This window comes from Nocardia sp. NPDC050630, assembly GCF_044457245.1.
GTDB lineage: Bacteria > Actinomycetota > Actinomycetes > Mycobacteriales > Mycobacteriaceae > Nocardia.
The window spans coordinates 123,316-144,795 of the sequence record NZ_JBITGN010000010.1 but is presented as its reverse complement, the minus strand read 5'-3'; the positions used below and the strand labels follow the sequence as shown (position 1 = coordinate 144,795).

Here is a 21,480-nt window from a genome sequence, read left to right as displayed (position 1 = left end):
TCCGGTCCTCGCGGTAATGCTGCGAGGACCGCGGTGATCACGGGTACCGTGAGGTACCTCGGTATCACGATGCGGGGCAGCCTATGAAGCGGATCTATTGCACAATCGAGGATCTGACGCGCATCCGGATCGGAGCGCCGCTCGGCGCGATGGGCGAGACGATGCTGGCCACCCGGGTGGTACAACGCACCGACGCGACGTTGTACGACGGTTGGCGCGGACAGGTGCGGCGCGCGATGCCGGACAACTTCGGCGTGCTCGCGGATATCTTCCCCGGCGTGCACCATTTCGTCGACCTGATCACACCGACCCGTGGTGCGCGGTCGATGTCGGCGGGGATCGAGGCATTGCATCTGGCCTCTCGTGACGAACTCCGCCGGGAGGTGGAGCACGCGGGTCGCCAGCGGGCGCTGACCGACCATCCGCTTCCGGCCTGGACGCGAAATCTGTCCGACCGCGACAGTGCCGCCCGCCACGATGTCGCGCTCGCTATCGAGGCATTCCACGCGGTGGCATTTGCCGGTCGGTGGGCGCATGTGCAGTCGTATCTGGAGGTGGCGGCCGAGCGGATGGCGCGCACAATCGCCACCGAGGGCGTCGAACGGTTCTTCGCCGGACTGGCGCCCTTCGCGCGGTGGCGCGCGCCCGCCCTCGAAGTGCTCACCCCGACCGAATGCCACGACGAATATCTCGACGGGCGCGGCCTGATCATCATTCCCTCGCTGTTCATCTGGCCCGGACCGAAGCTGCTGAAGTCCACCACCGATAAGGACGCGCCGATGACGCTGGTGGTTCGGGTGCTGCGCGATATCGCCGATTTCGCCAGGGCGTGGGGTCCCCGCGCGGCCAACGAGGCGCTGACCGCGCTGCTCGGTCGGACGCGCGCCGCCGCGCTCCAGGAGATCGCCGAGGGCTGTACCACGACCGAACTCGCTCGCCGACTGGGCATTTCACCCGCGACGGCCAGTGAACACACATCGATACTGCGCGAGGCGGGGCTCATAGAGAGCTGGCGGCACCGCAATGCGATGCGGCATCAGGCAACCACTTTGGGTATCGCCCTGCTCGACGGCGATCTCGACAGCGGTGTGCGCATCGCTTAGTGCGGCGCCAGTATCGTCGGGCGGGTGCAGCTCATAACCGACCGGAAGACAACGCTTCGGCTGGGCGTCGGAGTGGCGGCCGCAGCGGCGCTGATCGTCGCGGGTGCCAATGTCCGATTGCGGCTGGTGTCGGCCGGATATCGCTTCGTACCCGCGGCCGCGCCGACGGTTCCGGTGGTGATCGTGCCGGGCGCGAAGGTCGGGCCCGATGGCGCGCCGATGGCCTATCTGCGTGGACGACTCGATGTCGCGATCGAACTGCTGCGAGCCGGAAAGGTGCGCGGGATCCTGGTGTCCGGTGATGCGGCGGGCACATCCGGCGACGAAATCGCGTCGATGACAAGCTATCTCGCGGACCACGGCGTCGATCCGGCGGTTGTGCGCTGCGATGGCGAAGGGTTGTCGACCCGGGCGACATGTGAGCGGGCGAAGAACTTGTACGATGTCGATCGCGCGATCATCGTCACCCAATACCAGCACCTGCCACGCGCGGTCGCATTGTGCCGTGGCGCGGGCATCGATGGCTACGGCGTCACGGCCTACTGCGAATGTAAGCGAAAAACACTGATGCGCAACACTATTCGTGAATGGTTGGCCGCACCTCGAGCAGTCGCCGCGCTGATTTGAGCGCTACCGTGGGTCCGGCAGCGCCGGATCCATCGGATCGACCGGACCGCCGGGATTCGGGATCGGGGGCGGTCGCATCGGATCCGGACTCGGCCGTGGATCGGGCATCGGCGGCTCCGGCGTCGGGCCGGGGGCCGGCGGTGGTACCGGCTCGGGGTGCGGTACGGGACCGGGCACGGGCGGTATCGGATCCGGTGAGGGGCCGGGCACTGGCTCAGGACCGGGCACCGGCGGTGCCGGATCCGGTGAGGGGCCGGGTACCGGCTCAGGACCGGGCACCGGCGGTGCCGGATCCGGTGAGGGGCCGGGCACCGGCTCAGGACTGGACACCGAGTCCGGACCAGGCTTCGGCGGAATCGGTTGCGGTGCCGGACCGGGGATCGGTTCCGGCTCCGGATGCGGTTCGGGCTCGGGCACCGGTTCGGGGCCGGGTTTCGGTGGTACCGGATCCGGGATCGGTGTCGGTGGCACCGGCTCTGGGATCGGCGTCGGCGGGACGTGGCTCGGATTCGGTGGCACGGGACGAGTCATGCGCATACCTCCTCGACACAGCGGTACCCATCCGATTGCGGGTGAATCAGCCCGATGTCGGACGCCGAGCGTCGACCAACGTCCGCAATGAGATGTCCTCCTCCTATCGGGCGATTCCGCTCGTTCGGAAGACCGAAACCGCTTGATGACTGGAGGTTTCGCGATACCGCGGTGCGCAGCAGCGGTGCCGACGACTTCGACCTGGCCGTATTTCCGGTGTACCTCGCCTGACGCACTCAGTTGGTGCGCGTGGCGTACCACGGCGGTAGTTTGTGCGGCGGACAGTCGATCACGGTGTCGTCGTCGAGATCCCGGGATTCCAGGAAGGTAATGCGTCCGGATGCGGAGACCAGGGTCAATGGATAGGTCGGTCCCCGGTCGCGCTCGGCGATGATCGCGTCGAGATTCTCCTCGTAGCGGGTGAGGGTGCAGTCGGGATAGTCGAGCATCCATTGCGGGTAGGAGATCGTGGTGTGCACCCGACGGTCGCCGAGCCAGACGATGAGCACGGTGGTGGTTCCGGTCGCCTCCACCCAGGCGATTTTGTACATATCGTCGCTTAGCTGGACCAGTTTCGCCGCCTGATTCTTGGCCCAGCGCCCGAACATCGGCCCCATCAGACTTCGCGATTCGATCGTCTGCTCATCGCGCACGTACAGCTCGTATTTCCAGCCGTTCTCGTAGGCGTAGATGAGGTGTTTGCCGACAATGCCGGTCAGGTCGCCGTGTAACGCCAAGTGCGTGGTCGCCAACCGCTGCGCGCTCATCGCCTGGCTCCTCTCGGTCGACCTCCGACGCCGGGACCTGCGTCTTGTATGTCAGCCTAACCAGTGGCGCGGGTATTGCGGCCGGTTTGCGGGGAACGCCGAAATCAGGGCCGCGCGGCCGCGTAGAGGACCTCACGCATCCCGGGCAGCGATTCCTGATCGGCCCGCCACACCAGCCGCAGACTCAGCTCGGGCATCGGAAAGTCCAAGCGGACCAGCGTGCCGTGCGCGAGGCCGTCGGCGACCGCGAACTCCGGCAGCAGGGATATGCCGAGTCCGTGTTCGGTCCAGGCCCGCATGACCGGAACCGCACCGGCCTTGATGCGCCGCGGACCCGAGCCGAGTGCCTTCTCGCCCGCCATCCAGAACGAGCATTCGGGCACATTGACCAGCAGCCGTTCATCGATGAGGTCGGCGGGCGTCAAGCCGGACCGCGTCGTCAGCGGATGCGTCGGCGCGGCGACCAGGGCCAGCGGCACCGGATCCAGGTCGAGGAACGCCAGCGGTTCGGCGGGAGCCGGGAAACCCAGATCACCGACGGCGCCACCGGAATCCAGCAGCAATGCCGCATCGAGGTCGCCGCAGACCACGTCGGCGAGCAGTCCGTCGCGGGCTCGATCCGAGCGCACCTCGACCTCGATATCGGGCCGTCGTTCGGCCAGCCGCGCCAGCACCTGCGGCACATAGGCACCCGCGAGGGTTTCCAACGCGCCAAGTCGCAGGACGGGCCGTTCCTGCCTTACGTCGCGCGCTGCCTGTTCGGCCTGTTCGAGTAGTCGCCGCGCCCATCCGGTCAGCCGCTGACCCGCGGGGGTGAGCCGCATGCCCTTGGGATCGCGTACGAAAAGTGTCACCCCGAGTGCGGTTTCGAGCGTGCGGATCTGCTGGGACACCGATGACGGCGCCAGCTCGAGCGCGACCGCGGCGTCGGTAACTGTGCGGTGGCGCACGACGGCCTCGAAGGTCCGCAGCTGACGTAACTCCATGGCCTGGCCAACAGCGTCGCAGCATTCGGATATTCCGAATGCGGTATGCGCCTCGGCCGGTAGAGCTGAGGTGCCCGTCCGAGGAGAGTCGATCGCGTCATCACCGAGCCGAGGAGCTGTCGCAACCGGATGAGCATTCTGCAATCGCGGGCGAGTACGTCCGCATCAACCAGGGCACTGCTGGGGATATCACTCGGATACTTCATGGTGCTGTTGGATATGACGGTGCTTTCGGTCGCCGAGCCGGATCTAGCGGCGTCCCTGCACACCTCGGTCGCCGGACTGCAATGGGCGACCACCGGCTATACCGTCGCCTTCGCCGCACTCCTGCTCTCGGCGGGCGCGGTCGCCGATCGCCATGGTGCACATCGGGTATTCCGTTTCGGCACAGCGGCTTTCGGGTTGATCTCGCTGCTGAGCGCATTCGCCCCGAATCTGTGGGTGCTGGTCGCGTTACGGGTGCTGTTGGGCGTCACGGCGGCGGCATGCGTCCCGTCATCAATGGCGATGATCACCCAGCTGTACCCGGATCCGGCTCGGCGCGCGCGGGCGATTTCGACGTGGGCGGCGATCAGTGGCGCGGCGGTCGCGGCCGGGCCGATCGTTGGTGGCGCACTGGTCGGGCTGGCCGGTTGGCGGTCGATATTCCTGGTCAACGTCCCGATCGCGGTGGTCGTATTGGGGCTGAGTATGGGATCTGCGGTGACCTGCGGGCGCGGTGATCGCCGCATCGACTGGGCGGCGCAGTCGACCGCGGCCGTCGCGCTGGCGCTGTGCACGGACGCGTTGATCGCGGCGGGCGCGCAGTCGTGGGAGCATACGGCGTGCTCGCTCGGCGGCGCGGTACTCGCGGGAGGTATTTTCGCATTTCTCGAACGACGCAGTGCCGCACCGGTATTGAATCGCGACCTGTTGCGCACGGGTCGGGTGCGGGCGGGGTTGCTGGTGGGTGCCGCGGTGAATTTCGCGCTCACCGGGGCATTGTTCGTCCTGCCATTGCTGCTGCAGCGACAGCTGAATCCACTGCAGACCGGGCTCGCCTTCCTCCCGCTGACCGTCCCGTTCGCGATCATCCCGCCGCTCGCGGGCAAACTCGTGGCCCGTGTCGGACCGCATCGCCCGATCCTGACCGGACTCGCCCTGCTGAGCGCGGGCGGTGTGGTGCTTGCCGCAGCGGTATTCGCGGGGCTCGCCTATCCGGTCCTGGCGGTCGGCCTGCTGCTGTCGGGATTCGGTGTCGCCTTCGCCCTTCCAGCGCTGGTCACCGCCATTGTCAATGTGGCACCACCGGGAACTGCGGGCGCGGTAGGCGGCCTGCTCAACGCCGTCCGCCAAGTCGGCGCGACCCTCGGCGTCGCAATCATGGGCGCACTCATCACCCCGGGCATCGGCTGGTCCTTGCTGACCTCAGCGGCTGCCTGCGCACTCGCCTTCATCGTCTTCGGCTACCCCCGCGCCGCCGAATCCTGATGCTGGCGAGGCGAATCGGGCCGGCGAACGACTCGTTGTCTGCCCTGGCTCGGACGCCGAATCGGTGTTCGCGACGCGCAGACGCAAGCCTCGCGAGCGGACGGTCGGCGACCCGCGAGCATCGAAGGTTGACCATGCGCGGTTCGGCGGGGCATGGTTGCCCGATGAGCGGGGAAGAGGTTCGTGCGGGCGTCGAGCTGACCAATCTCGACGCGCCGCTGTTCGATGGCGCCGAGGCGACGAAGCGCGATTTGATCGACTATCTCGAATTCGTCGGTGATCGGCTGGTCGGGCAATTGCGTGACCGTCCGCTTTCGGTGGTGCGCATCCGGCCGGGCCAGGAACCGTTCATGCAGAAGAATCTGCCGAAGTACACACCGGAGTGGGTGCGCCGGGTGACGGTGTGGGCCGAGACGTCCAAACGCCAAGTGACCTACGCCCTCTGTGACGACGTGCGCACACTGGTGTGGTTCGGCAATCAGCGCGCGGTCGAATATCACCCGACGCTGCTGCTAGCCGACCACACCGCGGGGCCGACCCACCTGATCCTGGATCTCGATCCGCCCGAGGGCGGCGACTTTCGACAGGTCGTACTGGCCGCCGAGTTGATCAAGCAGGCGCTGTCCGATGACGGACTCGCTGGCGCGGTGAAAACCAGCGGTGCAAAGGGCGCGCACATCTTCGTCCCGATCCAGCCGCGCATCCCGATCGAGGATGTCGCCGCCGCCACCCGGGCGATCGCGGCGAGGGCCGAACGGATCGACCCGGATCTGGCCACCACCGCATTCATCCGTGAGGACCGGGCGGGGAAGGTGTTTCTCGATTCGACGCGCGCAGGCGGTGCGACGGTGGTCGCGGCCTACAGTCCGCGCGTGCGTCCGGGGGTACCGGTGTCCTTCCCGATCGAATGGGCCCAGCTCGCCGACATCAGCCCGGGGGATTTCACCGTGCGCACCGCACCGAAGCAGTTGGGCGATCAGGATCCGTGGGCGCAGGAGATGCCCGCACCGCAGGCCTTGCCCGCCGATCTCATCGAGGAAGGCCACACCATCCCGGTGGCCCGGGTCCAGGCGATGCACGAGGGCAAGCGCCGGGCCCGAGCCCGCAGGCAGAGTTAGCCTTTCAGTGCTCGATGACGGTGCGGAAGTGTGCCGCCCCGTCGGTGATCGCGTCGACAGTCACCAGGGCCCGGAACTCCATCCCGTTATCTGTCACCGTGCAGACCTCTGTCGCGCCGATATCGGCGTCGAGGGAATCGGGGCAATGCACGTGCTGCGGGGTGTGCCCGGTCTGGTCGGTGAAGTCGATGGCGACCGACCGGGCGAGCTGGGAACCGGAGATCGCATCCCTATCGTCGTCATCGTCATTGCTCCAGCCCATGGAGGTTTCGCCGAAGCTGCCGAGAATGCCGACGATGAGCATGACGATCAGCAGCGCCCGGCCGCCGCCGGAGAGCACAAGCGGGCGGGTCGGCGACTGCGCAACTTCCGGCCCACCTGTCACCCGACCGGCTCCACCCATCGGACCGCTCGGCGATCCGGTATATATCGGACCGGGTGGGGGCGCCTGCCTATCGCCGAAAACGCCCTTCAGGTATGTCGGGGTCAGCAGGTACGCGTAGGCGGACACTCGCATTTCGGTGCGCAGCACCGCCGAAGTGGCCTCGAAGATCGCATTGGGCATCCGTCCGGTGATCAGGACGATCAGCCACAGAATGAACGAGATGATTCCCCAGCCGGTGGTGAACCATCCCGACAGCACCAGGATCGGGAAGGCCAGGATGAGCCGGAACAGCACCGCGAGTCGGTTCAACGGCGTGGGCGCGGGGAACAGCAGGCGGATCGGATAGTCCGGCGCGTGCCACGCGAACGGCGGATAATTGTCGACCAGCAACATGACATAGCCGTGCACCCGCACGGTGTAGCCGTAATATCCGCGCAGGAATTCACCGCACCACTCGGGCAATCGGCCGAGCACCAGCGCGGCGAACCAGCCGCAGACGATCACCACGAAGGCGGCGATGCTCAGGAACCAGAGCACGATCAGCTGGGGTATGGCCAACAGCAGCCGCAGCAGAACGGTCCAACGGCGGTGTTGCTCCGGCGGAAAGACATCCAGTTCGACCAATGCTTCGCGACTGGTCGGTGATCCCTCGCTCATTACCACGGCGATCCACTCACTTCCTTCGTCCAGCGGAATTGTCCAGAACTCGGATGAGTGAGATCGAATGTAGCCGGTGGGTTACCGATATGTCGGTAACCGCGCCGTCCGTGGCGAACTCGAGCGTTCTGTTAAGGGATTTTAAATAGCCGTCTCCGAACAGGCGCCACCGGCGGGCGCGGCGCACAATTCCGTTGTCGGAGAGAACGATCCACTCCTGACGGTACGGGTCCTCAGTGGATCTGGTGAGATAGTTGTCAGCGGAGGAACAGTGCCCCCACATGTGACCGTAATTCATCGAGTGCGCGGCGTCGACGTCCCCTACCTCGAGCGTATCGACCACAATGCCAATGCCGTCACCTACGTTTGTGCGAGGGATCTGATCGACGGAATACCGAGGCATGCGGCCGCCGCCGTCGAATTACTCGAGGATATGAACAACGCGGCCGAGGCCGTGCACATATTGGCGGCTCGATTCGGTACGCCGTACCGTATTGTCGCGCTGCATGAATTCGATTTGCTGACCGCGGCTCGATTACGGCGGGAGTTCGGTATCGCGGGTGACAGTCCGGACTATGTGCTCCCGTTTCGCGACAAATTGGTGATGGGTGCGATTGTCGCCACCGCTGGGGTGCCGACACCGGCCTTCACCCATGTCGGCGATATCGAGTCGATCACAGATTTCGCTGAGGTGCACGGCTTTCCACTTATCGTCAAACCCCGTCTCGGTGCCGGAAGCAAGGACGTTATCCGGCTCAATTCCATCGATGACTGCGCGACACTGCCCGACCTGAGCGCGGAACCCTTTCTGGTACAAAGTTTCTGCCCGGATGAGGTCGGCGCCGTCGACGGCGTGTGGACCGGCAGCGAACTCGGTCCGTGGCGGGCCTCGCAATATCTCGGCAACTGTCTCGAATTCGCCAGTGGCGGCACAACTCTCGGTTACGTAGAGCTCGACGAGCCGGAATTGCTGGCGGCGCTGACGAACTTCGTCGAGGCTGTGCTGGGCGCGCTGAGCGCCGACGTGCCGACGGTTTTCCACCTCGAATTCTTCCTCGGTCGCGACGGCGCCGCACCGCGTATCCAGTTCCTCGAAGCGGCCGCGCGGGCCACGGGTGGCGAAACCACCCATATGTGGCGGGAAGTGCACGGCTACGACCTGCTCGGTGCGGCGGTCGATATCCAACTGGGCCGAATTCCGGCTGCCGACCCACTGACCGATGCATCCGTGGTCGGTGAGTTGCTGATCCATCCGCAGGTGACCCCACCGTGCACCGTGGTGGACGTCCAGCTGCACGTCCCGCAGCAGCATGCGCCATACCATGTCTCGGTCCCGGAGCCGGGCACGACCATCACTCAGACGTTCGGCTATGCCGAAATCGGTGCCGCCTTCCGCTTCCGGGGGAACTCGACGGTGGAGGTCATCGACTCCTTGCGACGCACTGCGGCGGGGTTCCGGATGGATTGTGTGGCTTACGACCCGGCCGTCGACCCGGCTGTCGCCTGAATCGCGGGATCGGATCGTGTCCCGGTTCTTCGCTGCCCTGCCGCCGGTCGGCCCGCAGCGCGTGCTGACGCTGATCACTGCGGCCTCCGCCGTTTTCAGCGGGATCTATCTGTCCACCGTTGTCCTCTATTTCACGCGAATCGTGCACATTTCGCCGATGCGGGTCGGTATCGGCCTCAGCGTCGCGGGGGCCGTATCCATCGTCGTCTCGATACTGGCCGGCAAGTTGTCGGATCGACGCGGTCCGCTTGGTGTGCTGCGGGTCAGTCTGATCTTCGCGGCCTGTGGCACCCTCGGCTTCCTCACCGTCGGTGAATTCGCCTGGTATCTGGTCGTCATACCGGCCACGGCCGCCGCACAGACCTGTGTGCAGCTGATGATCTCGACAATCATCAACCGCGTCGTCACGGAACGGGCCAACGAATTCCGGGCCTACATCCGCTCGATTCTGAATGTGGGCATAGCCATCGGCATCGGCCTTTCCGCGGTTGCCGTGCAGTGGGATTCGGCGAATTTCTATCATGCGGCCATTGTCATCGGTGCTGGCTGCGTCGCCGGGGCCGCGCTACTGGTCGGGCGGCTACCCGCATTGGGGCCGGTTGCGCTGGAACCCGAGGCGGGCGGACAGCGCTGGGCGGTGTTGCGTGATCGGCCGTATCTGGCGCTCACGGTATTGGATGGGGTGTTGTCGCTGCAGTACCGGATTCAGTCGGTCGCGATTCCGCTGTGGATCATCGGTGCGACGACGGCTCCGCGCTGGTCGATCGCCGCGATCGACATGCTCAATATCGTCATCGTGGTGTTCTTCCAGGTCCGCGCGAGCCGCAACGTCGCGACCGCTCGCGCGGGCGGTGCCGCGCTCCGACGCGCCGGATGGGCCTTCCTGCTGGCCTGCATTGTGCTGGCGGCGGCCGAAGGCCAGTCGGGCTGGCTCGCTGTGCTCACCCTCGCCAGCGGTGCGGCGGTTTTGAGCGTCGGTGAATTGTGGCAGACGGCAGGCGGTTTCGAGGTATCCAATGCCTTGGCGCCACCCGAGGCCATCGGTGAATACCTTGGGGTATTCGGCACCGGACTGCGGTTGGCCGATGCGCTCGGCCCGGCCTTGCTGACGTGGTTGTGCATCGGGATCGGGGTCGCGGGCTGGTATGTCGCGGGCCTGATCCTGCTCGCCGCCGGTCTGCTCGCGCCGGTACTCGTCGCCAAGGCGGAGTCCCGGCGAGACCGGCACACACTCGTGGCGGCATCGTAGGCCGCTACCCGGTGGCCGAGACCGCGGTATCAGCCGGACCGATCGGTAGGACGAAGTACAGCTCACTGCGCCGAGCCACCCCGAGTTTTCGATAGACGCGGGTGAGATGTTGTTCGACGGTGCTGGTGGTGATGGCGAGTTCGGCTGCGATTTCGCGATTGGCCTTGCCGCTGGCCGCTAACTCCGCCACCCGTCGCTCTGCGGGACTCAACGTCGCGAGCTCGCCCGGAATCCGGCGCAGTGCGGGCATCGGTTGGGTCGGCTGCGTCGCGGTGTGGGGTTTGCCGTCGAGCAGATCACGCAACAGCACCTCTGCGCCGCAGGTTTCGGCGATGCGCGCCGCATCGCGGATCAGCGTGCGGGATCGCTCGTGATCGCCGACAGCACGGTGTGCCTTGCCGAGTTCGCCAAGGGCTGTGGCCAATTCGACATCGTCACCGCCGGTGCGGGCGATCGCGGCGGACTCACGCAGGAAGCGGAAGGCCTGATAGCGATCGCCGGCGGTGGCGAGCAGCCGGAGTGCGACGCCGCCGGAGCGGTGCCGGTCGGCGGCCCCGAGCAGCTCCAGATGTCTGGTCGCGAATTCCTGTGCCTGTCGATACTCGCCGACTGCGAGATGCGCCGCCGCAATGTCATTGCGCCACGGCACCAGCCAGGGGAAGTCCATATTCCAGCGGTCCATGAGATAGCCGCAGCGGCGGAAACTGCGCAATGCTTCGTCGGCGCGGCCGACCGCGAGTTGATGGTGGCCCTGTGCTTGCAGATACGGCAGTCCGAAGCGAGATTCGAAAATCGTTCGGGGCACCGGCCTTTCGAGTTGGGCTGCGGCCTCGGCATGCCGACCGGCGATCGTCAGTGCGTGCACCATCGCGGCGATCGGCGTGCCGATCCAGAGTCCGAGGTGTTCGGCGGGCACGTAATTCAGCGCCAGCGCCGCATCACTGATCGCCCCGCGAATATTGCCCTTGCGCAGCATGGTTTCCGCGCGCAGTCCAGCGAAGATCGACTGCCAGGTCGGGGCGCGGCGGGCATCGGCCTCGGCGAGCAGCGATTCGCACCAGGCCGCCGCGGTATCGAGCCGATTGCTGTAGATGAGACATTGCACGGCCGCGACCAGGGTTTCGATGGTGGTCGAGGTGAGGCGGTGACTGGTGAGCAATCGCTGTGCGAGCGTGGCGATCTCGTCGAGCGGATGGGTGAATAGGCCGGTGAGCAGATCCGCGCCGTGGCGATGCGGTGAATGTTGGTCGGCGCGCACCTCGGGCGGCCGGGCCGGGGCCGCGAACAGTCGCGGATGACGTTGGACGTGTGGGGGATAGGAATATCGCAACCAGGCGCGCAAGAAGTCGATCTCCGGCGTCGCGGCATCGGGCTTACCGCTGTTGAGCCGACCGAGTGCGTAATCGGCCTGCTGCACCTGGCCGTGCCAGAGCAGATACATGACGGCGGCGGGCAACTCATCATGCGGCACCCGGCCCGCGCGCAGCGCGGCCTTCAATCGGGTGAACTGGCGCGAACGGGTCGACGGGTTGATCCGCCATTCCAGGCAGACCAGCCGGATCGCGATGGTGGCCCGCTCGCCCGCATCCCGGGTGGCGCGATAGGCCAACTCCAACCGATCGACCGCGGGTTCGATCTGGTCACTGGTTATCGCATCCTCGGCGGCGGTGCGCAGTACCTCGACCGCCCACGGGTACCCGGCGGCACCGGCGTCGACCAGATGGTCGGCGACGGTGCTCGCCGGAAAACCCCGATGGTGCAGCAGTTCCGCGGCCCGGCTGTGCAATTGCCGCCGGACCTCGTCGGGGGTATTGCGCAGAATCCGCGCACCGACCTGCGCATGTTCGAAGCGCGCGGTTTCGGCGAGTTGTCGAACGACCACCCGCACCGCGACCTCGTCCACCTCCAGCAGTTCGGCGACCAGGCCGACCGTGCTCGCGGTGCCGAGTACGGCCATGGCCTGACCGACCCGGGATTTGGCGAAATCGGCCCAGTGGTCGCGGTGTGCCGGGTGGTCGCTGTGGGGCGGGACAGGCTGACACATACTCGCAAGGCCCTTCGTCGAGGTGGTGAGCCCGACTGTGGGAGAGCACCATCGAAAACGAGCAGCTCGGGTGCACTGAGGATGCGGCATCGTCGCAGCGGGAAGGACGCGTCAACGCGCCCGATGATCCAGCCGGTGAACCCAGGTTAATTCGCCCGCCCGATCCTGTCACGACAACTGATGACACCTACGTAACATGAGGCGCTTCAATGCCTTTCGTGTCATTGACTCGCGGCGTGCGCGAATACGTGCTGGTGGTAGACCAGACAGGCGGCCGAGGTGTCATCGGCGGCCAGGAACAGCACCGTGCGTGCCGCGGCGAGGGCGCCGCTGTCGCGCGCGCTCACATACGCGTGCACCGGAGCCGCGGAGTACGGATTGTCCACCGAGGGATCGACCCCGACGATCGCTTCCGGCGTGAACCCGAGCGCCGATGCCAGACGGGCGCGGAAGGCGAGAGTCCAGGTCGGTGCGAGTAGCACCGCGCGACCTTCGGCGAAATCGTCGACGTCCAATCCGTCGGCGGTCAGGCAATCGCGCACGGCAATGATGGCCAATTCGACCGGATCGTCGGCACCGGCCTTGGTGCTCATGGCCGAGCGCCCGTTCGCGCCCACCTCGCTCATCGCTACCCAGGCGGTCGGATCGGCGGGCCCGGCGGTATCGGTGGTGTGCAACGCACCGAATCCGCCGGTGGTGCTCGATGTTGCGAGCAGGATCGCGGCGGCGCTGGTGCTATAGGGGAAACCCTCGACATGACGTTCGGTCGACGGATGCGTATCACCGGCGACCAGCAGCGCATACGACACTTCGCCGCTGACCAGAAAACATTCGGCGGTCGCGATCGCGTGTAGGAGACCGGTCCCTCCGTTCATCAGATCGAAGGAGAATGCGGGTACCCGGCCGGGCGCGTATTCGAGGCCGATGCCGATGCGCTTCTGGATCAGCGCCGATACCGCGGGTTCGCAGATGTTCTGATCGCGGAAGACTCCGGCATTGATGAGCATTCCGACCTGCTCCGGGGCGACGCCTGCCTGTTCGAGGCAGGAGGTGGCCGCCCGGGTCGCCAGTTCGAAATAGCTGCCGGTATCGAGATCGGCATTGATCGCGGCCGCGAGGATGGTGGTCGGCATGGGTCAGGCCTCCAGACGGGAGATGGTGGCGGCGAGGTGTCCGGAGACGATGCCGGATGCCTCCGGAATCATCAGCACCTTGGAACCTTTGGGGATCTTCTGCTGCGCCAGGTGTTCGTGCAGGACCACGAAGTGCGAGGTCGACGCGGTATTGCCGAAGTCGTGCAAGACATTCAGGGCCTGCGGCATCGGGGTGCCGAAGTGGCGTTCGGTGAGGTGCGAGATGTACTCGATGGCGGGTGCGCTGAACTGGTGGTGGATCCAGTAGTCGAACTTCTCGCTCTCCCAGGTGCGCCCGGTCTCCTCGAGGAAGGTGGACATGCGGTTGATGGCCTGCAGATAGCGGCCCTCGTTCTGCATCGCGCGGTTATCGGTGTAGAGCGCGATTCCCGGGGCCTGGTCGCTGGGCATGCCGATGCAGTGTTCGGCGCCGTCGGCGGAGGTCATCAGTTCGACGTAGTGGATTTCGTCGTCATCGTCACCGCGGTCGTCGAGCATCACCGCGACCGCCGCATCGCCGACGGTCAGCGCCGCGAACTGCGGGTCGTAGGGCTTGTTGATCTCGCGCGCCGCCGTTTCGGCGATCGGGGTGATCTGTTCGCCACTGACCACCAGCCCATTGCGCACCACACCGGCCTTGATCATCCGATCCAGCACCAGCACCCCGGTCATCATGCCCGCGCAGGCATTCGACACATCGAAGTGCCTGGCCTTCGTCGTGCCGATCTGCTTGCCAAGCATGACCGCGAAAGACGGTGCGTAGCAGAAGATTTCCTTACCACGAGTGCGGGTAATGGAGGCCGAGATAACCACGTCGATGTCATCGGGGGCGTAATCGGAGTGCGCCAAGCAGTCCTCGATGGCGCGCAGTGCCAGATCGAAGGAGGATTCGTAGCCCTCGTCACTGGAGTCGTAGACCCGCCGATGCTTGATACCGGTAATCCGTTCCAGATCAAGGGATCTCGGTACCGCGAGTCCAGCGATGATCTCCTCGGTAGAACGGACGGTGGATGGTGTGTACGAGCCGATGGACTCGAAACGCGTGCGCAGCATTACCCCTGCTTTCTGTGTCACGTGATTTCCCTGTGTTGCCAGGAGGTTCGACGGCGCTGTCGTGGGTCGCCTTATAGGGGCAGCCCGACCAAACTCGCGCTCACCTCGCACAATCGGCGGGCCAACGCATCATCGCGTGCCAGCCGCGACGGTTCGCGCTCGCGGGTCTTACGGAAATAGGCGCCGGTCACCTCCGCGACACTCGGATCGGTGGCGAGGAAGGTGAGCGCGGCGGCGCCCTCGGCCGCGGTGATAAAGAATAGGCGCTTGCCGAGCGCGATAATCGGTTGCCCGAACCACGGCAGCGAATTCCAGATACCGGTCGCGACCGCGCCGGGATGGAACGCATTGACCGTTACGCCGGTGCCCGCGAGCCGATCGGCCAGTGCGCGGGCGTAGAGCACATTGGCCAATTTGGACCGGCTGTAGGCCTTTTCGCCCGAATAGCCTTCGCGGAACCCGAGATCGTCGAAATCGAGGGTCGCGCCGTAGTGCATCACCGAGGAGGTGAACAGAATGCGCGCGGGGGCGCTGTGCACCAGCAGATCGATGAGCAGTTCGGTGAGTAGGAATCCACCGAGATGGTTGGTGGCGAAGGTTGCCTCGATACCGTCCTCGGTTTCGGTGCGCGTCTGGTGGTAGCCACCCGCGTTATTCGCCAGTACATCGATGTGGTCATAGGCGGCTTGGACTGCCTTGGCGAGTTGGCGCACCGAGGACTGCGATGCCATATCGCATTCCAGCGTATCGACCCCTCCCGCCCCTGCGGCCCGTACCAATTCCGCGCTGGCGGCAAGCTTCTGCGGATTCCGGCCGACCAACACCAGCCGATCGCCCCCCGCGGCGAGCTGTTGTGCGGATTCCAGACCGATGCCCGAGGTGGCCCCCGTAATCAGGATCGTCTTCATGTTCGATCAGCCTGCCACCAATCGCACGGCCGAAATCCGCTCTCCGGGTTCCTTCGGCGAGTTGCCCGCTGTGTGCCGAAGGCCTGGTGGCCGCGCGCGATCGATCGATCATGCAGATCAATACGCGCGTGCCGAATTCGTGCGGATGATGCTGTACGCGAGTTGTAGCCATCGCGCATGACTGTGGATAGGGGGCGATAGGGGTAGGTCGTTCCACGTGGGCCGGTTTCAGGGTCAGCGCACTTGGTACACACCGATGCATGACGATGCCTTGCCAGCGCGGCCGTTCAACACCAACCGACCATTGGGTTTTGTGTGTCGGGACACGCACTCGACCCTTTTGCTCTAGCGTTGGCGAAGTTGCTGCCGAGAGGGGTTGTCGATGCGTACGGGGATGCTGGAGCTGGTGCAGTTGCGCGCGCTCGTCGAGGCGGGGGAGATCGACACGGTGCTGGTAGCAATGACCGACATGCAGGGCCGTTTACAGGGAAAGCGGTGTGCTGCCAGGTTTTTTCTGGACGAGGTGATCGGGCATGCCACCGAGGCGTGCAACTATCTGCTCGCGGTGGATGTCGATATGGCCACGGTGGACGGGTACGCGATCTCCTCCTGGGAAACCGGTTATGGCGACTTCGTGCTGCGGCCGGATCTGAGTACCCTGCGGCTGGTGCCGTGGCAGCCGGGAACCGCGCTGGTGCTGTGTGATGTGGAGCACGTGGAACCGGCGCACACGCCGGTGACAGTTTCGCCACGGCAGATATTGCGGGCGCAATTGGCGCGGCTCGCCGAGCGTGGACTGCGGGCTTATGTGGGGACCGAACTCGAGTTTCTGGTCTTCGACGACAGCTATGAGGACGCGTGGAATTCCGGCTATCGCGATCTGCGGCCCGCGAACCAGTACAACGTCGACTATTCGATGCTCGGGACCGCACGCATCGAACCGCTGCTGCGCCGTATTCGCAACGAAATGGCCGGTGCGGGACTGTATGTCGAATCAGCGAAGGGGGAATGCAATCCAGGACAGCACGAAATCGCCTTCCGCTATGACGAGGCGCTGGTGACCTGCGACAACCACAGCATCTATAAGAATGGCGCCAAGGAAATCGCCGCCCAGGAGGGGCGCAGTCTCAGTTTCATGGCGAAATACAATGAGCGCGAGGGTAATTCGTGCCATATACATATCAGCCTGCGCGGCGATTCGGGCGCCGCGGTGTTCGCGGGCGACGGCCCGCACGGCACCTCGGCGCTCATGCGGCATTTCCTTGCCGGACAACTGGACTGCCTACGCGAATTCACCTATCTGCTCGCGCCGAATATCAACTCCTACAAGCGATTCGTGCCAGGAAGCTTCGCCCCGACCGCACTGGCCTGGGGACGCGACAACCGGACCTGTGCGCTGCGCGTGGTGGGTGAGGATCTGTCCCTGCGGATGGAGAACCGGATTCCGGGCGGCGATGTGAATCCGTATCTGGCCGTCGCCGCGACCATTGCCGCCGGATTGCACGGTATCGAGCACGCGCTCCCGCTCGAGCCGGAATTCCATGGCAATGCCTACCGGTCCCAGCGCCCGCGAGTGCCGCGTACGCTGCGGGAAGCGGCGCAATTGTTCGGCGAGAGCAAGGTGGCACGAACAGCGTTCGGCGACGACGTGGTCGACCATTACCGGAATGCGGCACAGGTCGAGCTGGACGCCTTCGACGCCGCGGTCACCGATTGGGAGCGAATCCGTGGTTTCGAGCGGCTCTGAGCAGATCCGTCCGGTCATCGGCCTGCCGACCTACCTGGAACAGACCCGGTTCGGCGCCTGGGATGTGCCGAGTGCGGTACTGCCGCACAATTACCTGCAGCTGGTCGAGCGTGCGGGCGGCATACCGGTGCTGCTGCCACCCACCGGCGTGGCGCGCGCGGAGCTGGTGGATCGGCTCGACGGGCTGGTGCTGACCGGTGGCGCCGATATCGATCCGGCCCGCTACGGTGCACCACCGGACGGGGCCCTCGGCCCACTCCGAGCCGACCGCGACGATTCCGAATTCGAGCTGTTCGCCTTGGCGCGCGCGGCCGGTTTGCCGATTCTCGCGATCTGTCGCGGCATGCAACTGGTCAACGTCGCCTTCGGTGGCACGCTGATCCAGCATCTGCCGGATCAGCTCGGCCACGACGACCATTCCGGTACGCCGGGCGGCTTCCACCCGAACCGGGTCACGACCGTGCCCGACAGCCTGGTCGCCACGATCGCCGGGCCCGAGGTAAAGGTGAATTGCCACCATCACCAAGCAGTCGCCATCCTCGCCGACGGCCTGGTCGCGACCGCACACGCGTCGGACGGCACGATCGAGGCGGCCGAGGCGCCGGACGGTCCGTTCCTGGTGGGTGTGCAGTGGCATCCGGAGGCGGATGCGACCGACACGCGGCTGATGCGAGCGCTGGTCGAAGCGGCGGCCAACTATCGAAAGGAGCGGAATTCGTGACGACAACACAGGTGGTCAACCCGGCGACCGAGCAGGTCGTCACGACACTCGAGCTGGTGAGCGCGGCCGAGACCGATGCGGCCATCGAGCGGGCGCAGCGGGCCGGGGACGATTGGCGCGCGGTCGCGCCGGGGGATCGGGCTAGGCTGCTGCGTCGATTCGCCGACGTCGTCGACGCGAACATCGAGCAGCTGGCCCAGCTCGAGGTCACCAATGCCGGACACACCATCGGCAATGCGCGCTGGGAGGCGGGCAATGTCCGCGATGTGCTGCATTTCGCCGCCGGGATTCCGGAACGCCTGCTCGGCAACCAGATTCCGGTCGCGGGCGGGGTGGATATCACCTTCCACGAACCGCTCGGCGTGGTCGGGGTGATCGTGCCGTGGAACTTCCCGATGCCGATCGCGGCATGGGGATTCGGGCCTGCCCTTGCCGCCGGGAATACCGTGGTGCTCAAGCCTGCCGAGCTGACCCCGCTGACCGCTGTTCGGTTGGGTGAACTCGCGCTCGAAGCCGGTATGCCGGACGGGGTTTTCCAGGTGTTGCCCGGCAAAGGGTCGGTGGTGGGTCAGCGGTTCGTGACCCATCCGGCTGTCCGGAAGGTGGTGTTCACCGGGTCCACCGAGGTGGGCAAGGAGATCATGGCCGGATGCGCGCGTCATGTGAAGCGGGTGACGCTCGAACTCGGTGGGAAGAGCGCGAATATCGTGTTCGCCGATGCCGATTTGGAGCGCGCGGCCGCGACCGCGCCCTACGGTGTTTTCGACAATGCTGGACAGGATTGCTGTGCGCGATCGCGAATTCTGGTGCAGCGCAGTGTTTTCGACAGATTCTTGGAATTGCTCGAACCGGCGGTTCGCGGGGTTCGGGTCGGTGATCCGGGCGATGAGTCCACCGAAATGGGGCCGCTTATTTCGGCCGCCCATCGCGTCCGGGTGGCATCGTTCATCGAGCCGTCGACCAAGGTCGCCTTCACCGGCACACAGCCGCAGGGACCCGGATTCTGGTATCCGCCAACGGTTGTGCTTCCCGACACGCCCTCGGATCGGGTACTCACCGAGGAAGTGTTCGGGCCGGTGGTCGCGGTGGTGCCGTTCGAGGACGAGGCCGATGCCCTTCGCATTGCCAATGACACCGAATACGGCCTGTCCGGCTCCATATGGACCAATGATGTGGGCCGGGCGCTGCGGGTGGCACGCGGTGTGGAGGCCGGGAACCTGTCGGTGAATTCGCATTCCTCGGTGCGGTATTGGACGCCGTTCGGCGGATTCAAACAGTCCGGTCTCGGGCGCGAACTCGGACCCGATGCGGCACTCGCCTTTACCGAGACCAAGAACGTCTTCATCGCCACCTAGTTAAGGAGATGTGTTGCAGCGCTTACAGGATCGAGTCGCCGTCGTCACCGGTGGCGGAAGTGGTATCGGCTTGGCCACGGTGCGCCGATTCGCGGCCGAAGGCGCCAAGGTTGTCGTCGCCGATGTCGATGCCGCCGCGGGCGAGGCCGCGGCCAGTGCCGTGGGCGGCCTGTTCGTGAAGGTGGACGTCACCGACGAGGCCCAGGTGGAGGCCATGTTCCAGACCGCCGTCGACACTTATGGCGGACTCGATATCGCCTTCAACAATGCTGGAATCTCGCCGCCTGACGACGATTCGATCCTGACCACCGGTATCGAGGCCTGGCGGCGGGTGCAGGAGGTCAATCTGACCTCGGTGTATCTGTGCAGCAAGTACGCCATCAATCACATGCTGGAACGGGGTAAGGGCTCGGTGATCAATACCGCGTCGTTCGTCGCGGTGCTGGGTGCGGCGACCTCGCAGATCTCCTACACCGCATCCAAGGGCGGTGTGCTCGCGATGAGCCGTGAACTCGGAGTGCAGTTCGCGCGCAACGGGATTCGGGTCAACGCGCTGTGCCCCGGACCGGTGAATACGCCGCTGCTGCAGGAGCTGTTCGCGAAGGATCCGGAGCGCGCCGCGCGCCGTCTGGTGCATATCCCCGTCGGGCGTTTCGCCGAGCCGGAGGAAATCGCGGCGGCCGTCGCATTTCTGGCCAGCGACGACGCCTCGTTCATCACCGCATCGCAGTTCCTGGTGGACGGTGGCATCTCCGGCGCGTACGTCACACCGTTGTAAAGGTACGGTTGATGCGGGCGGACCGCTGAGCAGCAAGCCAGGGTTCGCCATAGGTCGCCGATCAGAGGGAGGCTCGTGATATGAGTACGGAAGATGGGCGATCGCCCGGGCTGTTCAGCCACGACGCCTTGGCGACGGAGTCGTCCGTCCAAGCCGACACCAGCGGCGGCGACTTCCGCCCGGTGTTCAGCCGCAGTGACGGCAGCGCGCCCGGATCGTATCCACAAGTGGATCAAGGGAATTGAGTATGCGTAGCGCCGGATTCAATGCGGCGCTACGCCGAAAGCGATAGCAAGGGCATGGGTAACGTTACGGCGTTACCCTGCACATATGGTCGACGACGGACAACTCCCGAGCGCACAATTATCGGGCACCGCCCGGGTGGAGGCATTCAGCGATGGCGTGATGGCCATCGCGATCACCCTGCTGATCCTCGAGATTCGGGTGCCCGAGCACGAACCGGGCCACCTGCTCGAAGCGCTCGGCCACATTTGGCCGTCGTATGTGGCATATCTGGCTTCATTCCTGACCATCGGCATCATCTGGATGAACCACCACAGCTTCTTCGGCCGCCTGCGCCACCTCGACCACGTGATCCGGTGGTGGAACCTGATGCTGCTACTCGGCGTCTCCGTATTGCCGTTCCCCACCGGCCTTCTCGCCGAATACGTGGTACACGGCGAACAACGCGACGCGGCCGCGGCCGCCGCCGTCTACGGCATAGCGGGCGTCGTGATGACCATCCCCTGGGCCCCATTGTGGTGGCGCCTTGTCCATCACCCCGAACTCTTCGAACCCGGCTACGACGCCGCCTTCGCCCGCCGCGAAACCACCCGCGCCTACCCCGGCATCCTCATCTACGCCCTCTGCATAGCCATAGGTCTCCTCTGGCCCGTAGCCGCCCTCATCCTCTACCTGCTGACCGCCATCTTCTACGCCATCACCAGCCAAGGCTGGGGGAAGCAGTCCGCGCAGGACACCGAATAGGTTGCGGTCTGCGTTGGGAGGGAACCGATCTGCCGGTGCGTGCAAGACCGTCGCGGCACGTGGAAGCTCGGCGGCGCGTCCGGCGTCGAATAAGCCGAGGACCGTCCTCAGGGAAGGTGCATCAGCTGCCCGGCGAGCGTGAACAGGCGGCGGCCGAGCCGTGTGACGGGGAGCCCCAGTGGAATGAGGAGCACTGTCACGCACAGCACCGCGCCGACGAGCCAGACCACGGCCGCGAGGATCCCGACTACCGTGCCGAGCACGGCTGTCCCGATCCCCAATACCACACCGAGCAGGCCCTTGAGCAGTTGCATCATGACCTCCTGGTCCCATTCTGCGCTCTTTCGAGCGCGG

At 65.5% G+C, this 21,480-nt stretch carries 21 protein-coding genes; 12 read left to right on the top strand and 9 right to left on the bottom strand.

Annotation, left to right across the window (positions count from 1 at the left end; genetic code table 11):
- The first annotated feature begins 83 nt into the window (after nt 1-83).
- Both ACIBG0_RS24735 and ACIBG0_RS24730 read left to right on the top strand, forming a co-directional pair.
- Complete coding sequence (locus ACIBG0_RS24735) at nt 84-1,103, top strand: ArsR/SmtB family transcription factor (RefSeq protein ID WP_397035338.1); 1,020 nt, start codon at nt 84-86, stop codon at nt 1,101-1,103.
- Between the two features lie 24 nt (nt 1,104-1,127).
- Nucleotides 1,128-1,730, top strand: coding sequence for a vancomycin high temperature exclusion protein (locus tag ACIBG0_RS24730; protein ID WP_397035337.1), 603 nt, complete (start codon nt 1,128-1,130; stop codon nt 1,728-1,730).
- Between the two features lie 3 nt (nt 1,731-1,733).
- On the opposite strand, the gene ACIBG0_RS24725 is transcribed toward ACIBG0_RS24730, so the two are convergent.
- From ACIBG0_RS24725 to ACIBG0_RS24715, 3 genes are all read right to left on the bottom strand, one after another.
- A complete protein-coding gene (locus ACIBG0_RS24725) occupies nt 1,734-2,261 on the bottom strand; it encodes a hypothetical protein (RefSeq protein WP_397035336.1) in 528 nt (175 codons plus the stop codon).
- Between the two features lie 236 nt (nt 2,262-2,497).
- On the bottom strand, nt 2,498-3,028 hold the full coding sequence (locus ACIBG0_RS24720; protein WP_397035335.1) for a phenolic acid decarboxylase: 531 nt from the start codon (nt 3,026-3,028) through the stop codon (nt 2,498-2,500).
- Nucleotides 3,029-3,132: 104 nt separating this feature from the next.
- The gene (locus tag ACIBG0_RS24715) at nt 3,133-4,014 is read right to left on the bottom strand and encodes a LysR family transcriptional regulator (RefSeq protein ID WP_397035334.1); all 882 of its coding nucleotides are present in this window, start codon (nt 4,012-4,014) and stop codon (nt 3,133-3,135) included.
- 129 nt (nt 4,015-4,143) lie between these two features.
- Between ACIBG0_RS24715 and ACIBG0_RS24710 the strand changes: the two genes are divergently transcribed.
- Nucleotides 4,144-5,484, top strand: coding sequence for an MFS transporter (locus tag ACIBG0_RS24710; RefSeq protein ID WP_397035333.1), 1,341 nt, complete (start codon nt 4,144-4,146; stop codon nt 5,482-5,484).
- 164 nt (nt 5,485-5,648) lie between these two features.
- Nucleotides 5,649-6,602: a DNA polymerase domain-containing protein gene (locus ACIBG0_RS24705; protein ID WP_397035332.1), complete on the top strand. Its 954-nt coding sequence runs from the start codon at nt 5,649-5,651 to the stop codon at nt 6,600-6,602.
- Nucleotides 6,603-6,606: 4 nt separating this feature from the next.
- Here ACIBG0_RS24705 and ACIBG0_RS24700 read toward each other — a convergent pair whose 3' ends face one another.
- The gene (locus ACIBG0_RS24700) at nt 6,607-7,644 is read right to left on the bottom strand and encodes a DUF4389 domain-containing protein (RefSeq protein WP_397035331.1); all 1,038 of its coding nucleotides are present in this window, start codon (nt 7,642-7,644) and stop codon (nt 6,607-6,609) included.
- Nucleotides 7,645-7,927: 283 nt separating this feature from the next.
- Here ACIBG0_RS24700 and ACIBG0_RS24695 point away from each other — a divergent pair, with 283 nt between their 5' ends.
- Together ACIBG0_RS24695 and ACIBG0_RS24690 are read left to right on the top strand one after the other, a co-directional pair.
- Nucleotides 7,928-9,151: an acetyl-CoA carboxylase biotin carboxylase subunit family protein gene (locus ACIBG0_RS24695; RefSeq protein WP_397035330.1), complete on the top strand. Its 1,224-nt coding sequence runs from the start codon at nt 7,928-7,930 to the stop codon at nt 9,149-9,151.
- 16 nt (nt 9,152-9,167) lie between these two features.
- The gene (locus tag ACIBG0_RS24690) at nt 9,168-10,400 is read left to right on the top strand and encodes an MFS transporter (RefSeq protein WP_397035329.1); all 1,233 of its coding nucleotides are present in this window, start codon (nt 9,168-9,170) and stop codon (nt 10,398-10,400) included.
- 4 nt (nt 10,401-10,404) lie between these two features.
- Here the strand turns inward: ACIBG0_RS24690 and ACIBG0_RS24685 are convergent, their stop codons facing one another.
- The 4 genes from ACIBG0_RS24685 to ACIBG0_RS24670 all read right to left on the bottom strand — a co-directional run bounded on the left by ACIBG0_RS24685 (nt 10,405) and on the right by ACIBG0_RS24670 (nt 15,538).
- Nucleotides 10,405-12,444: a LuxR C-terminal-related transcriptional regulator gene (locus tag ACIBG0_RS24685; RefSeq protein ID WP_397035328.1), complete on the bottom strand. Its 2,040-nt coding sequence runs from the start codon at nt 12,442-12,444 to the stop codon at nt 10,405-10,407.
- 221 nt (nt 12,445-12,665) lie between these two features.
- Complete coding sequence (locus ACIBG0_RS24680) at nt 12,666-13,577, bottom strand: hypothetical protein (protein ID WP_397035327.1); 912 nt, start codon at nt 13,575-13,577, stop codon at nt 12,666-12,668.
- A 3-nt stretch (nt 13,578-13,580) separates the two neighbouring features.
- Nucleotides 13,581-14,651 carry a 3-oxoacyl-ACP synthase III family protein gene (locus ACIBG0_RS24675; protein ID WP_397035326.1) on the bottom strand — a complete coding sequence of 357 codons (1,071 nt, stop codon included), beginning with the start codon at nt 14,649-14,651 and terminating at the stop codon, nt 13,581-13,583.
- Nucleotides 14,652-14,701: 50 nt separating this feature from the next.
- Entirely contained in the window at nt 14,702-15,538 is an 837-nt protein-coding gene (locus tag ACIBG0_RS24670) for an SDR family oxidoreductase (protein WP_397035325.1), read from the bottom strand.
- A 382-nt stretch (nt 15,539-15,920) separates the two neighbouring features.
- On the opposite strand from ACIBG0_RS24670, the gene ACIBG0_RS24665 reads away from it, so the two are divergent.
- From ACIBG0_RS24665 to ACIBG0_RS24640, 6 genes are all read left to right on the top strand, one after another.
- On the top strand, nt 15,921-17,285 hold the full coding sequence (locus tag ACIBG0_RS24665) for a glutamine synthetase family protein (protein ID WP_397035324.1): 1,365 nt from the start codon (nt 15,921-15,923) through the stop codon (nt 17,283-17,285).
- Entirely contained in the window at nt 17,266-18,006 is a 741-nt protein-coding gene (locus tag ACIBG0_RS24660; protein WP_397035323.1) for a gamma-glutamyl-gamma-aminobutyrate hydrolase family protein, read from the top strand. Before ACIBG0_RS24665 ends, ACIBG0_RS24660 begins: the two co-directional genes overlap by 20 nt.
- The gene (locus ACIBG0_RS24655) at nt 18,003-19,361 is read left to right on the top strand and encodes an aldehyde dehydrogenase family protein (RefSeq protein ID WP_397035322.1); all 1,359 of its coding nucleotides are present in this window, start codon (nt 18,003-18,005) and stop codon (nt 19,359-19,361) included. The genes ACIBG0_RS24660 and ACIBG0_RS24655 overlap by 4 nt, the downstream gene beginning before the upstream one ends.
- A gap of 13 nt (nt 19,362-19,374) precedes the next feature.
- A complete protein-coding gene (locus tag ACIBG0_RS24650) occupies nt 19,375-20,139 on the top strand; it encodes a 3-oxoacyl-ACP reductase (protein ID WP_397035321.1) in 765 nt (254 codons plus the stop codon).
- Nucleotides 20,140-20,219: 80 nt separating this feature from the next.
- A complete protein-coding gene (locus tag ACIBG0_RS24645) occupies nt 20,220-20,384 on the top strand; it encodes a hypothetical protein (RefSeq protein ID WP_397035320.1) in 165 nt (54 codons plus the stop codon).
- A gap of 85 nt (nt 20,385-20,469) precedes the next feature.
- The gene (locus tag ACIBG0_RS24640; RefSeq protein ID WP_397035319.1) at nt 20,470-21,126 is read left to right on the top strand and encodes a TMEM175 family protein; all 657 of its coding nucleotides are present in this window, start codon (nt 20,470-20,472) and stop codon (nt 21,124-21,126) included.
- 107 nt (nt 21,127-21,233) lie between these two features.
- Here ACIBG0_RS24640 and ACIBG0_RS24635 read toward each other — a convergent pair whose 3' ends face one another.
- Nucleotides 21,234-21,440 (bottom strand): hypothetical protein, encoded by a 207-nt coding sequence (locus ACIBG0_RS24635; RefSeq protein WP_397035318.1) that lies wholly within the window; start codon nt 21,438-21,440, stop codon nt 21,234-21,236.
- Nucleotides 21,441-21,480: the final 40 nt, after the last annotated feature.